Genomic DNA, 14,450 nt, shown 5'->3' on the forward strand with positions numbered 1-14,450 from the left:
CGGAAACCACAACGTCGATCCCAGCCGGCCTCGAGCCGAGCAACAGCACACCGGAGACCGACACGAAGTCGTCGCGACTACCCACTCAACCAAGCCGGAATTCTGCGGCCAGGACCCGATCACCAACCCGACGAACCGCACACCCGCACTCACCAACGATTCGATACTCAAGGCACTGTGGTTGAACGTGCCCAATCCTGACACAACCACCAGGATGGCGGGTGCCGACAGTTTCACCGCTACATCGCGCACCGAGAATCCGCCCAGACCGAGACTGACCAGAACTCCGCCGGCGCCTTCCACGAGCGTCAGAACATGCGCTAGTTCGGGCGGGTTAAGGCTTGAGCGAAGACGAGAAGTTCGAAATCCAAGTATGGGGCTCGCAGGCGGAATCTGTTTGTAGCGGCGTTTGCTTCTCCGGACGTTCGCGTCCATCGGGAAGACGGCTATTCGTCAAAAGCCTTGGGAGTCCAGGTCCGGCGGCTCTGGGAATTGCTTGCCTACGGCGCTTTGCCCAGGCTGGCCTCCCGGCGTGTGACTGACTTCCATTGACGACCGGACCGCGGCAACGAAAACAGCAGCAGCACAAACACTCCAGCGAGCACAATGCCAATCAGATTGACACCGAGTTGAGCAATTGAGCTCAGCACGACATTCCACTTCCCCGCGAAGACCGCGACGACGGCCAGCCCCGCAGCTGGCACCGTCGTTACCGAGATGAAGACGCCCACCAGGACAGTAGAGGTGGAGGACTACACCCGAGCTGAGAGAACGACTGCGAACAAGTATTTCCAAGCGTCCGAAAATTGGAAGTGACGCTCACCAAGACCTGGGAAGACCAGGACATCGTTTCGCTCAGAGATACCGACGCCACCACGGTCGAAGAACGATTACCGACGCTTGTCCGCAAACTCAAGATCGCGGAAGCCGAAGCCAACTGGTCACATCAAGAAGAAGCACGACGCTTCAGAGATAGGAAGCGACCAGCCAGAATTCGGGCAATTCAGCGGCGGAACGCCATTTTCGAACCTTTTTGTGACGATAGTGCCGAACAGTTCTCATTGAGGTCATCGGCAGCCACACGAAGCAAGAATCCAGCTGCGCAGGCTCATGGGCTTCGCCGTGGGCGCTCCACGGCGAGGCAGTTGCTCGACGAGCCCGTTCTAACCAGATCCTGCATGGTTGGAACGGGCTATCCGCCCTAATCTGAACTAGGAGATAGGGATACTCCTATGCCTGATGAGCAGCTACTTCTTGCAGGGGAAGTGCTGCAACGAGAGCTGCATCAAAGGACACTGGCCCCAGAGCTGCCGCACCCTTGGGAGAACCTATGTCAGTGAAGAACTCGGCATTCGCGCTGGCATAGCCAGCCCAGATGTCAGGCAGATCCTCGTCAAAATAGATTGCTTCGACAGGACAAACCGATTCGCAGGCCCCACAGTCGATGCACTCCCCCGGGTGGATGTACATTGATCGCTCACCTTCATAAATGCAGTCAACGGGACAGGCCTCGACACACGACCGGTCCAGGACATCCACACAGGGAAGTGCAATGACGTAGGCCATTTTTCACAGCTCCTCGACACCCGTATAGATGGTCTTGCCCCAGGAGAAGAACTCCAGCGCAGTGTGGCCCTGTTCCCGGAAGGTGTTTGTCGATGAATCCCCGATCCCGCCGAACGGTACGTTCAGATCCAACCCCGCAGTGGGTCGGTTGACCTTGACGACCCCGGCTTGGGCGCGCTGGGTGAAGTCGGTTGATCGAGCGAGGCTGTCGGTGCAGATGCCTGCGGTGAGTCCATAGGATGAGTTGTTGATCTGGGCAAGCCCCTCCTCGTAGTCGGGGACTTCAAGAACCGCGACCACGGGGCCGAAGATCTCGTCGGTAACGACGGGGTCGTCGTTGGAAACATTGGTGATCACCGTCGCTTCAAAGGCCTGGCCGTTTGAGCGGCCACCCTGCACCACGCGCGCACCACGCCGGGTCGCACCTTCAACGGCAGCGATGTCCGTTGCCAGCTGTTGTTCGCTCACCACCACGCCCATGGTGGTCGCCGGATCAAGGCCATCACCCGGGACATAGTTGCGTGCCAGGCCCGCGAGCTCGTCGAGCAGTGCAGGGAAAATGCCGGGGGTCGCGTAGACGCGGGAAGTGGCGGTGCAGGCCTGGCCCGTGAGGCCGAAACCGCCGGCCGCGATCACTTGTGCCGCGCCACACGGGGATGCATCGTCAAGGACAAGCACACCATTCTTGCCACCCATCTCTAGCTGCACGCGGGCGCGGCGTTCGCTCAGCGCGCGGTGCAGACCGAGACCCACGTTTGTTGATCCCGTGAACGAGAGTGCGGCAATGCGCTTGTCCTTGGCCAGCGCCTCCCCGATGACCCGTCCCTTGCCGTGGACGACGTTGAGTACGCCTTCGGGCAGACCGGCATCCATGAGCGCCATGGCCAGGTGTGTTGCCGACATCGGCGTGAGCTCTGCCGGCTTGAGCACCACGGAGTTGCCGGCCAGGAGCGCGGGGGCCATCTTCCATGCCGGGATGGCGATCGGGAAGTTCCATGGCGTAATAAGCCCCACCACCCCGAGCGGCTCGCGGCGCGTGTGGATGCTCGTTCCCGGCAACCCGCTGGGCAACACATCGCCGCTTGCGGCCCACCCGAGTGAACCGAAGAAGCGCAACACATCGATGGCACGATTCACCTCGCCCGTGGCCTCGGCGAGGGTCTTCCCTTCTTCGCGGACAAGGTCGGCGGCAACGATGCCAATCCGGCCTCGGAGGATCTCTCCGGCGGCCATGAGGATTGCGCCGCGGGCCGGCATGGGGAGCGCCGCCCATTTGCGTTGCGCGGCGCTTGCGGCGCCGATGGCGTTACTCAGGGTTTCGACCGTGGAACTTGGTGAGACGGAGGCGATCTGGCCGGTGCGGGCCGGATTCATGCGTTCAAAATCCGAGGTTCCGGCCCATTCACCACCGATGAGGTTTTGGGCGATGGCTGTGGCTTCGAGGGTGCTGGTCATGGTGTTCTCCAATGCCGTGTCAGGTTAGAGGGAGCGGACAAGTCCGCCGTCGCAGCGCAGCGCAACCCCCGTGATGTAGGAGGCGGAGTCGCTGCAGAGGAAGGCAGCCGCGGCGCCGAATTCTTCTGGGCGGCCGTAGCGGCCCGCAGGTATTGCCGCGAACGATTCGGCGCGCACCGTTTGTAGGTCGGTGTCCCGCCGTGCCGCGGCCGCCGCGTCAAGTGCATCGACGCGATCGGTGTTGATGCGGCCGGGCAGCAGCAGGTTTGCCGTGACTCCCTGGTGGGCTTGTTCGGCGGCAAGAGTCTTGATGTAGGCGGCGAGCGCCGAGCGCCCGACGTTGGACAGCACGAGGTTTGGCAGGGGCGCAGTGATCCCGCTCGATCCGATGGCGAGGATGCGACCCCAGCCGCGCTTGACCATGCCGGGCAGCACCGAGGCAATCAGCCGCTGTTGGGGCAGCAGCAGTCCGTCGATTGCTTCGGAAAGGTCTTCGGCGCTCGTGTCGCTTGCGGGCTTTGGCTTGGGGCCGGGCCCGTTCGTCACGAGTATCTCGACAGAACCCAGCTCCGCGGTGACCCGGTCAACGGTTTCCGCAGGCGCACCCGGGACGCCGAGGTCCAGGTGGAAGGCGGTGGCGCCGGGCAGTGTCGCGGCCACGGACCGGGCACGTTCAAGATCGCGCCCGGTGACCACCACGCGTGCACCCTCAGCTGCCAGGGACGTGGCGACCGCAAGCCCGAGGCCGCCGGTCGATGCCGCAACGAGGGCGACGCGTCCTTCCACTCCGAGGTCCACTATGCCTCCACGGGTGCTGAAGAAGTCTGCAGCAGATCGCGCTCGAGGGCTTCCCGGTGCGTGACAAGCGAACCGTGCAGGATCTCCGGGAACGCCGCAGCGGGAAGGCGGGCTCCGGACTCCTTGATGAAGCCCCGCTGGCGCAGCAGCTCCTTGCGCACGGCGAGGGCAATGCGGGGCTGCTGCTCAAAATTGATGAGCGGCAGGTACGGGGCCAGCGCCTCGTGTGCGGCTTCGAAACCGCCGCTCTGCCAGGCTTCGACGCACGCGATCAGTCCCTCCGGGTAGGAGAAACCGGTCATCGCGCCCGCGGCGCCCGAGAGCAGCTCGTCAAGCAAATTCTGTCCGCCCAACCCGCCAAAGACCGGGACCTCAACGGATTCGCGGAGCTCCGCGATCGCAAGGTTGGTGGGCGGGGCCTCCGACTTGACCGCAATGACGAACGGGCAGGCCCGCACAATGGCGGCGACGGATGCGCTGGACACCGATACCCCGCTCACCGCCGGGTAGTCCTGCAACACGATCTTGACGCCGACGGTGTCATGGATTGCCGTCAGGTGGTCCACCACGAGGTTCGGTCGCGCCGAGTTGATCTGCACCATCACGGCAGCAAGCCGGTCCCCCACGGTTTCCAACGCCAGCCGGGATTCCTCAAGCGCGGGGCGTGTGTGCAGGCTCGCCACCCCGACGACCAGCGGCAGCGTCGTGCTCTCGACCACGACCTCCATCACGGTCTCGCGCTCGATGGCGGTGAGGCTTGCAGCCTCTCCAAAGACGCCGAGCACGGCGAGGCCTGTCGCCCCGATTCGTTCGTAGTGTTCGACGAGAGTGGCAAGGCTTTCCTCGTCGATGTCGAAGGTACTTCCCTGGAACGGGGTGGCAACGATTCCCCAGACCCCGGGGACGAGCCCTTCCGTGCGCTTCGTGGTCATGTTCAAACTCCTTGGTGTGCAACGTTCCGGTGGTTGCTTCACTTGCTTGCTTCGTTTGGTTGCTTCGACGCGCGGTTTCCGGCCTAGCGGCCGCTCCAAACCGGTTCCCGCCTCTCCTGGAAGGCCAGGACTCCCTCTTCCTGCTCCTTGCTCATGAGTGCGTCGGTGAGTGCCGGCACCAGGAGCGCACGGGCGTCGCGTGCCGAGAGGTGCTCGGTGCGGGTCACCATCTGCTTGACGGCACGAACCGAGGTGGGTGCGCAGCGCAGGATCTGCTGGACCCAGCGTTCGACGGCTTCGTCGAGTTCGGCGTACGGGACAACCTCGTTGACAAGCCCGTGACTGTGCAGCTCCTGCGCGCTGGCCTTGCGGCCGGTGAGCAGCATGCCCATGGCCACGTTGTGCGGAATCTTGCGAACCAGAAGCGCGATCCCGCCGTCAAGTGCGAGCCGCCCGACGTTGGGTTCCGTGAGCCCCAGACGGGCGTGGTCGGCGGCAACAACGATGTCCGCACCGAGCACAATTTCCATGCCGCCGCCAAGCGCGTAGCCGTTGACCCGGGCGATGACCGGCACGTCGAGGGTGTTGCGCAGGCTGAGGCCGCCGAACCCGTTGGGATCCATGTCTGCCCAGTACTCCAGGCCGGTCTTGGCGACCGCGGAGGGGGTCATGTCTGCCCCCACGCTGAATGCGCGGTCCCCCGCGCCGGTCACCACGACCACGCGGACATCGCTGTCCGCCTCGATGCGATCCCAGATCTCGTTGAGTCGGCCGAAGGCGGGTCCGTCCACCGCGTTGAGCACCTGGGGCCGGTCGATCGTCACCCGGGCGATGTGGTTGGCGACTTCGAAGCTCACGCCGTCGCGCGTCTCGCATGGCGTGCTCATCGCAGTACCCCGTCCGCGCGCAGCTTTTCGATGGTCGCGTCGTCCACGCCGTACTCACGCAGGATCTCGACGTTGTGTTCGCCGAGTTGGGGTGCGGCCCGGCGCACCTCGGGCGGGTTGGCAGAAAGCCTGATCGGCGCGTTCAACATCTTCACGGTGCCGACCACCGGGTGCTCGGCCTCGACGATCATGTTGTTGGCGGCGGTCTGTGGATCCGCGAGCGTCTGTTCAAGGGAATTGACCGGGGCGTTGAGCAGCCCTTCATCCTCCAGCCGTTGGCACCAGTACGCGGTGGTGTTGGTGGCAAACTTCGCGGCGAAGATCTTCTGCAGCGACGGCCTTTGGGCGAACTGCTGTTCAAGCGTTGCGTACTCGGGGCGCTCGCTGAGGTCGTCCTCGAGGTCCAGTGCCCGGGACAGATGGTGCAACGGGTTTTGGGTGAATCCGCCGACCAGGCACAGGGCGCCGTCGGTGGTTTCGAAGACCCCGCTCAACGGCATTTCGGCCCAGTTGACCTCGTAGCCGCGGTTAAGCTGCATGCAGGCCTCCTGCATCTGCATGTGCAGCATCGAGTCGTACATCGTGACTTCCACTTTCTGGCCCTGGCCCGTGAGGTCGCGGGTGCGCAGGGCGAGCAGGATCCCCTGGGCCAGGTGCATTCCGGTGGTGTAGTCGCAGAGGGTCGTGGGGTACATGGACAGGGGGATCTCGGGCGATTCGCGGCGCCACATCACTCCGGAATAGGCCTGCGCAATCGCATCCTGCCCGCCCTTGTGTGCGTACGGCCCTTCGCTGCCGAATCCTGTGCCGGAAGCCCAGATCAGGCCGCGGTTTTCACGCGAGAGTTCCTCGTAGCCGAAGCCCATGCGCTCAATGACACCGTGGCGGAAGTTGCTGACCACTACGTCGGCCTCGGCGATGATGCGTCGCAGTACCGCGCGGCCTTCCTCCTCCCGGGTGTCGATCGAGAGGCTGCGCTTGTTCCGGTTGATCGAGAGGAAGATCGGGTTGTCCTGCCCGTCCTTGTCCGGGAAGGAGTTGCGGGCGATGTCGCCGAGGCCCGGGCGCTCGATCTTGATGATGTCGGCGCCGAAGTCCCCGAGCATCTGGGTGGCACTTGGCCCCATGAAGACCTGGGTGAAGTCAACAACGGTGATCCCGGCCAGCGGGAGCGGCAGGGCCGTTGCCCCTGGTTCGCTCAGGTCATTCGGACGGGTGTCGGTGATACTCATACCAGTGCCTCCTCGGGGGCGTCGATGGTTGCGTTCGTGGCAGGAACGTCGCCGGGGTCGGCTCCGTGCAATTTCATGCCTGCCTGAATGTCGGTTGCGGAAATATCCCGGACCAGGAGGTTCTTGTCCAGCGCGATGGCTGCGGCCACGCCGACTGCCTGCCCCATGGCCATGCACGGGGGGATTTCCCGCGAGGACTTCTGGGCGTCGGGAGTCGCCGAGTAGTGGCGGCCCGCGACGAGCAGCTGGTCGACTTCCTTGGGAAGTAATGAGCGGTACGGGTAGTAGTAGTCGCGACCGCGTGCTACCGAGTCCGCGAAGTGGCGGCGGGTGGTGACATCGTCCTTGGTCATCACGTATTCGCCCTGCAGCAGTCGCGTTTGGCGCACACCGATCTGTGGTGCGGCATCGACGATGTAGCTGTTCTCGAAGCCCGGCAAGTTCTCCCGCACATAGGACGCAGCCTCGGCGATCCGGTCGCGGGCCGCCAACTCGGCGCGGGTGAGATCGACGGGGTCAACGCCGTTGTAGCCAGTCATGTGCGGAGCGTTGCACCAGACCACGCCGGGCAGCGGGGTCTTCAGCCACCACAGTTCCCAGGCTCCGCCGAGCAGGCGCTTGATGATGCGGTTTATGGCGCGTGCTTCCTTGGGGTTTTCCTGTTCGAAGTGCTCCGCGGCATCCGTGTCCACGCCACCGAGCCGGAACACCAGGGTGGTCAGGTAGCTGTCCTGGATGTGGCTGGCGCCCGCGCGGGAGGCAACGTCGATGTCGCCAGTGGTGTCGATGACGATGTCGGCGAGGTAAGCCTGCGGGCCGGCCTTGGATTCGCAGATCACGCCCTTCATCACGCCGTTCTCAACGACGGGCTGGCTGAACCAGGCGTGGAGACGCAAGTCGACTCCGGCTTCCCGCACCAGGTCATTCGAGACCCGCTTCCAACCATCGGGGTCAAACGCCGCCGCATAGCAGATCGGCTTTGGCTGAACATGCGAATGGAAGTCGAAAAGACCGTACCGGCCCCACTTGTTCCAGGTTTCGCGCGATGCGTAGCGGTCTTCCTTCGGTGCAACCACCACGAGGCCAAGCCGGTCCATGCGTTCGATGTACTCGGAGACGATGCCCGTGACGGAGATTTCCGACCCGTTGACCATGTCATCGAGTACCAGGACCATGCCGCCGGAGGCGAGCCCGCCGAGATATGAGTACCTCTCCAGCAGCGTGACCTTGGCGCCGGAACGCGCGGCGGTGACCGCGGCGGACACACCGGCGGGTCCACCGCCCACGACGATGACGTCGGAGCGCGAAACTACGGGTGCTTTCAAGGTAGCGGGGGTGACTCGAAGGTCTAGTGCAGTCATTGTGGTTCTTCACTTTCCGATGTAGAGGCCGTTGGCACGGCGGGCAAGAATGTAGAAGACGATGCTGAGAATGAGGAGAACTGCCACATAGACCGGGAAAAGCCATGAAGCACCGACGGATTGCAGCCACACCAAAAGATAGGAAGCGGTGCCTCCGAAGAGAGCGACGCCGACGCCGTAGCCCAGTGATACGCCGGCACCACGTGAAGCCTTGGGCATCAGGGAGCTGGAGACCACGTTGTAGAGGGTCAGGTTCAGTACGAGCACGACCGAACCGCCCAGAAGCACCACGGCAAATCCTCCGATGCCGGGCTCGGTGTATGCCAGCATGAGGAAAACGGAAGGGACCGCGAGTATCCGCGTCACGATGAACCAACGCGACATGGATCGGCCGTCAACGAGCTTTCCAATGATCCAGCTACCGGCCACCATGATCACGCCAAGAATCGTGGTCACGGCAAAGACCGAAGTCGGATTTTCCTTGAAGCCGCTGCGTGCGGCGCTGGGCAGGCCGGTGGTCCAAGCGTAGCTGTAGGCCTGGACCGCACCGACAACAAAGACGATGGCGAGAACGCTCAGCCAGTTCTTGCGTACACCGGCCCAAACAGACTTCGTCGTCGTTTCCGCCAGCTCTTCCGGCTTCATCGTTTCCGGGAGCGTGCGGCGCAGATAGAGAACCACGAACCCGAAGACTGCCCCGATGATGAACGGGATGCGCCAACCCCACGCGGTCATCTCATCACCGCTGAGAGCCAGGCTGCAGAAGAAGCTGACCATCGAGGCGAGCAAGACGCCGATGTTGACGTAGAACGTCATGATGCCGGCGACGGCACCTTCGCGGCCTTCCGGCGCCAGTTCCAGAGCGTGTGCAGTGGACAGTGGAGCCTCGATACCGGCCGAAATGCCCTGAACAACGCGGCACAGCAGCAGGATGACTCCTGCCCATGGACCGATCTGTGCGTAGGTGGGAGTGAGTGCGATGACCAATGTTGTAGCTGCCATCATCATGATCGACAGGAGCATCACGCGCCGGCGGCCGATTTGGTCGGCAAGGGTGCCGAGCAGGATGCCGCCAAGAGGGCGGAACGCGAACCCCACCGCAAACACAGCCAGGGCGCCGAGGGTTGCAGTAACAGGATCGTGCGAGGGGAAGAAACTTGGCCCAATGAACGCCGACAAGAGACCGAAGATCATCCAGTCGTACCATTCGAGGGCGTTGCCGAGTCCGAGCCCGAACAGGCCTCGGCGAACCTCGGAAGAGAAGCGTGATGTGTTGCGTTTTGCCGCTGGGGAGACAACGGTTTCTACCATGATTTCCTTCTTTCACTTGCGCTTTCAGAGCGCATGAAGGATCGACTGAGGAACCGGTGGGCACAATGCACAACGGTTTAGAGCCAATCAGTGAGGGGAAACGCCTGCTAGGTGTAGCGAACTATTACCAGGTGGGTGGAGTATTCACCCAGATGGAGACGCAGGCTTCGTCGTATGGATTCATGTACCAATGGGGGACATCGGAGGCATAGGTGATCGAGTCGCCGGCCTCGAGAACGTACAACTCTCCGTCGAGGTAGACGTCCTTCTTCCCGGAGAGCACAACACCGAATTCTTCTCCGCCGTGGCGGAAGGGGGTAGCGCTGGTGTCGGACCCTGGAGGGCTGACAATCCAGTGCACCTCCAAGGATCCGTTGAGATTGGGGGTCAGGAGTTCGTAGACCTCTCCCCCGTCGGACTCGCGCGCAGTTCCTTTGAGGTTGCGCCGTTCATTCTTCCGTACGACCGGGGACGTGGATTCTTCTTGGGTAGGGAAGAACCGTCCAACTGGGATCCCCAGTCCGTGGGCGAGCTGAGCGAGTGTAGTAAATGATGGGTTCGCTAGTCCGCGTTCAATCTGGCTCACAATTGCGGGGCTCAGCCCCGTGAGTTCAGAAAGTTGCGAGAGCGTGAGGCCCCGCTCCTTGCGCAATGACTTGACCTGGATTCCGACACTAACGAGGAGGGACTTCATGACAGCTGGCGATGTAGCATCAAGCGTCATTAAAACGTCCTTCCTGTGATGTGCCTTACGTTTAATATACTGAAAAAATTTACTAAGTCAACGATTTTGTGAAACTCGCAGAACCACAGGCTGAATCCCCTCGGTTGCGGATATCCGCAGGGCAGTAAACACGTAAAAAACGAATCGAACTCACGCGCGGAACCTGGCTTAATGAAGCAATCCCACGCCAAGCAGTTCCACTGAGACGGTCATCCAGCCCTTGACCTGACTACCCGCAACGGGGACCCACAACGCGCTTGCCTATTCGCTGAGCTCCTGGCTGTCTACATTCTCCGAGGCCCGCGGGTTGCTTCCATCGCGACGTAGCGGGCTGCTTGTACTGCGGAGGCGTGGACTTTCTGCCAGTCGATGGTCCAGCCGGAGGATTTGAGGAGTTCGTCGAAGAAGACTCGTTGCGTGCGGGAGTTTCCGTCTCGGAACGGGTGCAGGACGGTGGTTTCGCCCCAATGGTAGGCCAGTCGGTCTACGGCGCGGTCTTTCGGGAGTCCTTGGGGGAAGTTGTCTTTGGCAATTCCGCCGAGCACTCACGAACTGGACATCCGACAACGCAGCTCCGGAACCTTTCACAGTCATCGGAAACTAGAACGTGCTCGCACCAGCACAGGAAACCTTGAAATGACCGCACTTGCCACAGGGATCGTCCTCGTGACTGCGCTCCTGAATGCAGGCTTCGGCATCTGCGTCCCGGCACTGCTGTCGATCTAGCGGAAACGGTAGACACTTCGATATACACCCGGTCACGAGCACGACGCTGCGTGGATACAAATGCGCGCAGTCCACTTGACCTGCCAAACAACATTTCGGACTCCGTTGCGCTGTTCGTGTTGTTCTCGCGCCACTCCGCGTCGGACTGGACCATCGGTCCTCGCAGGCAGTAGCGGCCGCCGTTGTCTTGGACGTAAGGGGTGAAGCACCTGTTCTCGTATCCGCCGCGTCCTTTGGTGCGACGTATCACGACAAAGCTTGTGGGAGTAGCTATTTCGGTCATGTTGACGCCTTCTTGCGAGTCGGCAGTGTTGCTCCCCTGTCACCTTGTCGAGTGCTTCTATCAACTTCGCAAGGCCAACAGCCGTCTCGGGCTCAGCACCGATATCGGGAGTGCTCGACTACAGTCCCCTTCATGAGCGGGACAGACTGGTGAATTCGGCTGTGTGGCGTCGTGGATGGAAACGATGAGTGACGTTTCTCCGACAGTCAATCGTTCATCGTTTCGCCGCTTCCTCACAGCCGCGGTGATCAGTTCGGCCGGCTCGTCGGTGACAGCGGTGGCGATGCCCATTCTGGTCGTGCAACTTCTAGACGCGACACCCTTCGAAGTCGGTGTGGTGAACGCAGCTCAGTTCATCCCCTATGCGGTGCTCGGATTGTTCGCGGGGGTCTACGTCGACCGGTGGCGACGCAAGCCAATCCTCGTGTGGGCCAGCATCGGTCGAGCGGTAGCACTCGGTGCCGTCCCGCTCCTGTGGCTCGCCGGCCTTCTGCACATCTGGGTTCTGGTCATCGTGTTGCTCTTGTTCGGCTCCTTCTCGGTGTTCGGCTTCGCCGCGATGCAGTCCTTGTTGCCCCGGCTGGTTCCACGCAGCCAACTGGTGCAAGCAAACGCTCGACTCGACCAAGCCGACGCAGCAGCAACAACATTGGGACCAACGGTCGGAGGCGCACTCGTAGGCCTACTCGGCGCTCCCGTCGTGATCGCCGTCGACGCAATCAGCTACCTCGCTGATGCCGCACTCAATTCCGGTCTCGATGTCGACGAGCCACGACCCGCTGCTCGCTCCCGCAACCTGATAAACGAAGTACGCGACGGTCTGAGATTCACCTACCGCCACCGCACCCTCAACCCACTCGCACTATCAACACACGTGTGGTTCCTCGCCAACGGAGCTGCATTGACTGTGCTGTCGCTCTTCGCCCTCCGCTCACTCGGGTTCAGCGCCTACACATACGGCTTGCTGCTGACGACTTTCGGTGTCGCCAGCCTCCTCGGCACATCCTGCGCTCACGCGCTCGGAATGCGCATCGGATCAGGACGCGCAATCATCCTCGCCCGCACGGTATACCCCGTCACTTGGCTTCTCGTGGCCTTCGCGACGGACACAGGTGTCGGCCATGTGCTGCTCTTCGCAGCACTGGGCCTGCAAGGCTTGGCGGCAGGCGCCGAGAACGCGAACGAGATGGGCTATTGGCAAGCACTCACCCCCGATGAGCTTCTCGGGCGCGTGAATGCCGCCCGACGTTCCGTCAACCGCACCATGGCCGCACTCGGTGCCGTGATAGCAGGCCTGTTGGTCGGCGCGATCGGCGAATGCCCCACCCTGATCGGCGTCACCATTGTGTTCGCCATCGCAGCAGGCGCACTGGCGTTCTCGCCGCTGCGGCACTCGGCGCGCGATCTCTGACCTCGAAACGAGCGCTAGCCAGGGGTTGGAACCGTTGTCGTACAGTTCCCGCGTTTGAGCCTCCAGCGAGCGATTCAGATCCTTTTCGTTGCGAGGTTTCGATACAGAGTGCTGCGGGCGACGTTCAGCACTTCGGCGATCTCGGTCGTGGATACGCCGTCGCCCCGCATCGTGTTGGCCTGCCGTTTCTCCGCTGCAGTCAGCGAGGATGGCCGGCCTCCGACGCGGCCTCGATCACGAGCCGCGGAGAGTCCCGCCGTGGTGCGTTCCTTTATCTATACGCGTAGTGGACGGATTTCAATAATGGCCAGGAGTAAGAGGCGTTGGAGGTAGCAATGTGGCTATGGGTTGCCTGAGCGACGTGTTCGCACTCCTGCGAGCATGAAGTGGGAGAAAATCTACTGATCGATGTTGGGCGTCGGGTTCCGCTGCAACCAATGGTGTTCCGTGGAGGGCCAGCTAGGCGGAGCAGACCAACTCCTTGAAAGTGTGTCCGACGGTTACCGACGGGCAACTCTTCGATTCGCGAGCGAAGCTCGAGCTGAACAAAGGATCGCGGCTTGCCCGGCTTCACCATCGGGAAGGGGGAGGCGATCAAACCGGTTGGACCACTGGTGAAAGAACTCGAAGTTTTGGGTGAACACGACTACCTGTTGCAAGCGCATCCGGTCTGGGTCATCAGAATGCCCGTGGGCTACCAGATATCACCTCTGATTTGTCGCGTCGGGACGTGCTGTTGATGTTCGACGGTGTCGTGCACGATCCGAAGGACCCGATCGGGGAGACCGTGTTCTCAATGCTGTCGACGACGTTCGCGCAGTTCGAGTCCGGTCTACCGCGGTTGCGGCTGCACGAGAGTGTTGCCCAGCGGAAAGCCTCGGCTGCGTTCAAAGGACGCAAGCCGAAACTCACTCAGGAGCAGCAAGCGGAGATGCTCGACCTGTACGAGCGGCATGAATCTTCCGTCCCAGAATTAATGAAACGCTTTTCTCTCTCTCAACCTGCGGTCTGCCAGTACCTCGCACGCGAGAGAACCCTTCGATCCTCACCTGAGCCACCTCCCGACCACTGACTGACGCAACCAGACTCCCTTAGAGGGCAAGGCATCACGAAGTGGTGTCGCAGCAGACCGTTTGTGCGCTGTCCGCTTGGTCGTGTGTTCAGGCGTTGCGGTGCGGGCCGATGAGACTGTCGAGGTAGGTGACCTGGGGCGTCGAGCCCGGCTCGGACGTCGTCGATGCCGTCTCGCATGGCAGTGGTGTGGCCGGTGGCGTATTCGGAGCCGGTGATCTGCCTGAAGACTCGGTCCACGTCCCCTCCCCCCGCCGCTAGCTCGGTCACTGCCTGCAGATTGTTCAGGGCGGCCCCGATCGGCGTCAGGGCGGCTTCTTCGTAGGCGCGTAGCGCAGCGATCCGGTCGACGAGTGCAGCTTCTGCTTGTGCAGCAACGACATGCCTTCTGTCCGACTCTGCCTGTGCTCGGGCGAGTTGGTCGGTGCAATCGTCAATCGGCAGCGTCGGTGTATTCGACCGCAGACGGAGTAGCTCGTGCGCGGCGGACGCGATCATGTGCAGTTCGGGGTGTGTCCAGGATGGGTCGGAGATGATCCGTGCGACAACATCTTCCGCGACTACGACGAGTCGGATCTCGGGGCCTTCCTCGCGGGGCTTCCTGGTGAGGGTGCACCACCAGCTCGTTTGGGCGACAAGTTCGTTCGGGTCGACGATCGTGGTCGAATTATCGCCGGATACCTAACACCCGCG

At 62.2% G+C, this 14,450-nt stretch carries 14 protein-coding genes and 1 pseudogene; 1 reads left to right on the top strand and 14 read right to left on the bottom strand.

What is annotated here, in order from left to right; genetic code table 11:
* The 12 genes and pseudogenes from R4P65_RS18910 to R4P65_RS18965 all read right to left on the bottom strand — a co-directional run.
* The coding region (locus R4P65_RS18910) for an AAA family ATPase (protein ID WP_317827693.1) at window positions 1-303 on the bottom strand (303 nt) is incomplete at its 3' end.
* A gap of 197 nt (window positions 304-500) precedes the next feature.
* A pseudogene (locus R4P65_RS18915) lies at window positions 501-752 on the bottom strand (DUF389 domain-containing protein); the annotation flags it as partial.
* Between the two features lie 478 nt (window positions 753-1,230).
* Window positions 1,231-1,566, bottom strand: a complete 336-nt coding sequence (gene fdxA / locus R4P65_RS18920) for a ferredoxin (protein ID WP_317827694.1) — start codon at window positions 1,564-1,566, stop codon at window positions 1,231-1,233.
* 3 nt (window positions 1,567-1,569) lie between these two features.
* Window positions 1,570-3,021 carry an aldehyde dehydrogenase family protein gene (locus tag R4P65_RS18925; RefSeq protein ID WP_317827695.1) on the bottom strand — a complete coding sequence of 484 codons (1,452 nt, stop codon included), beginning with the start codon at window positions 3,019-3,021 and terminating at the stop codon, window positions 1,570-1,572.
* Between the two features lie 24 nt (window positions 3,022-3,045).
* A complete protein-coding gene (locus R4P65_RS18930; protein ID WP_317827696.1) occupies window positions 3,046-3,819 on the bottom strand; it encodes an SDR family oxidoreductase in 774 nt (257 codons plus the stop codon).
* A complete protein-coding gene (locus tag R4P65_RS18935) occupies window positions 3,819-4,751 on the bottom strand; it encodes a dihydrodipicolinate synthase family protein (RefSeq protein WP_317827697.1) in 933 nt (310 codons plus the stop codon). The genes R4P65_RS18930 and R4P65_RS18935 overlap by 1 nt, the downstream gene beginning before the upstream one ends.
* Before the next feature lie 83 nt (window positions 4,752-4,834).
* A complete protein-coding gene (locus tag R4P65_RS18940; protein WP_317827698.1) occupies window positions 4,835-5,638 on the bottom strand; it encodes an enoyl-CoA hydratase-related protein in 804 nt (267 codons plus the stop codon).
* On the bottom strand, window positions 5,635-6,870 hold the full coding sequence (locus tag R4P65_RS18945) for a CoA transferase (RefSeq protein ID WP_317827699.1): 1,236 nt from the start codon (window positions 6,868-6,870) through the stop codon (window positions 5,635-5,637). Before R4P65_RS18945 ends, R4P65_RS18940 begins: the two co-directional genes overlap by 4 nt.
* A complete protein-coding gene (locus tag R4P65_RS18950) occupies window positions 6,867-8,231 on the bottom strand; it encodes an FAD-dependent oxidoreductase (protein WP_317827700.1) in 1,365 nt (454 codons plus the stop codon). Before R4P65_RS18950 ends, R4P65_RS18945 begins: the two co-directional genes overlap by 4 nt.
* Before the next feature lie 9 nt (window positions 8,232-8,240).
* A complete protein-coding gene (locus R4P65_RS18955) occupies window positions 8,241-9,542 on the bottom strand; it encodes an MFS transporter (protein WP_073513707.1) in 1,302 nt (433 codons plus the stop codon).
* A 124-nt stretch (window positions 9,543-9,666) separates the two neighbouring features.
* On the bottom strand, window positions 9,667-10,266 hold the full coding sequence (locus tag R4P65_RS18960; protein WP_317827701.1) for a helix-turn-helix domain-containing protein: 600 nt from the start codon (window positions 10,264-10,266) through the stop codon (window positions 9,667-9,669).
* Window positions 10,267-10,550: 284 nt separating this feature from the next.
* Complete coding sequence (locus R4P65_RS18965) at window positions 10,551-10,811, bottom strand: Fic family protein (protein ID WP_317827702.1); 261 nt, start codon at window positions 10,809-10,811, stop codon at window positions 10,551-10,553.
* Between the two features lie 648 nt (window positions 10,812-11,459).
* Between R4P65_RS18965 and R4P65_RS18970 the strand changes: the two genes are divergently transcribed.
* Window positions 11,460-12,686: an MFS transporter gene (locus R4P65_RS18970; RefSeq protein WP_317827703.1), complete on the top strand. Its 1,227-nt coding sequence runs from the start codon at window positions 11,460-11,462 to the stop codon at window positions 12,684-12,686.
* 74 nt (window positions 12,687-12,760) lie between these two features.
* Here the strand turns inward: R4P65_RS18970 and R4P65_RS18975 are convergent, their stop codons facing one another.
* Window positions 12,761-12,856, bottom strand: a complete 96-nt coding sequence (locus R4P65_RS18975; RefSeq protein ID WP_317827704.1) for a helix-turn-helix domain-containing protein — start codon at window positions 12,854-12,856, stop codon at window positions 12,761-12,763.
* Window positions 12,857-13,682: 826 nt separating this feature from the next.
* Window positions 13,683-14,255, bottom strand: a complete 573-nt coding sequence (locus R4P65_RS18980; RefSeq protein ID WP_317827705.1) for a hypothetical protein — start codon at window positions 14,253-14,255, stop codon at window positions 13,683-13,685.
* Window positions 14,256-14,450 lie beyond the last annotated feature (195 nt).

This window comes from Rhodococcus sp. IEGM 1318, from assembly GCF_033142465.1.
GTDB lineage: Bacteria > Actinomycetota > Actinomycetes > Mycobacteriales > Mycobacteriaceae > Rhodococcus_F > Rhodococcus_F qingshengii_B.

What these genes read in the sequence shown, in the direction of transcription:
- fdxA (WP_317827694.1), bottom strand. Translation starts at nt 1,566, where the DNA reads ATGGCCTACGTCATTGCACTTCCCTGTGTGGATGTCCTGGACCGGTCG.
- R4P65_RS18925 (WP_317827695.1), bottom strand. Translation starts at nt 3,021, where the DNA reads ATGACCAGCACCCTCGAAGCCACAGCCATCGCCCAAAACCTCATCGGT.
- R4P65_RS18935 (WP_317827697.1), bottom strand. Translation starts at nt 4,751, where the DNA reads ATGACCACGAAGCGCACGGAAGGGCTCGTCCCCGGGGTCTGGGGAATC.
- R4P65_RS18940 (WP_317827698.1), bottom strand. Translation starts at nt 5,638, where the DNA reads ATGAGCACGCCATGCGAGACGCGCGACGGCGTGAGCTTCGAAGTCGCC.
- R4P65_RS18945 (WP_317827699.1), bottom strand. Translation starts at nt 6,870, where the DNA reads ATGAGTATCACCGACACCCGTCCGAATGACCTGAGCGAACCAGGGGCA.
- R4P65_RS18950 (WP_317827700.1), bottom strand. Translation starts at nt 8,231, where the DNA reads ATGACTGCACTAGACCTTCGAGTCACCCCCGCTACCTTGAAAGCACCC.
- R4P65_RS18955 (WP_073513707.1), bottom strand. Translation starts at nt 9,542, where the DNA reads ATGGTAGAAACCGTTGTCTCCCCAGCGGCAAAACGCAACACATCACGC.
- R4P65_RS18960 (WP_317827701.1), bottom strand. Translation starts at nt 10,266, where the DNA reads ATGACGCTTGATGCTACATCGCCAGCTGTCATGAAGTCCCTCCTCGTT.
- R4P65_RS18970 (WP_317827703.1), top strand. Translation starts at nt 11,460, where the DNA reads ATGAGTGACGTTTCTCCGACAGTCAATCGTTCATCGTTTCGCCGCTTC.
- R4P65_RS18975 (WP_317827704.1), bottom strand. Translation starts at nt 12,856, where the DNA reads ATGCGGGGCGACGGCGTATCCACGACCGAGATCGCCGAAGTGCTGAAC.
- R4P65_RS18980 (WP_317827705.1), bottom strand. Translation starts at nt 14,255, where the DNA reads ATGATCGCGTCCGCCGCGCACGAGCTACTCCGTCTGCGGTCGAATACA.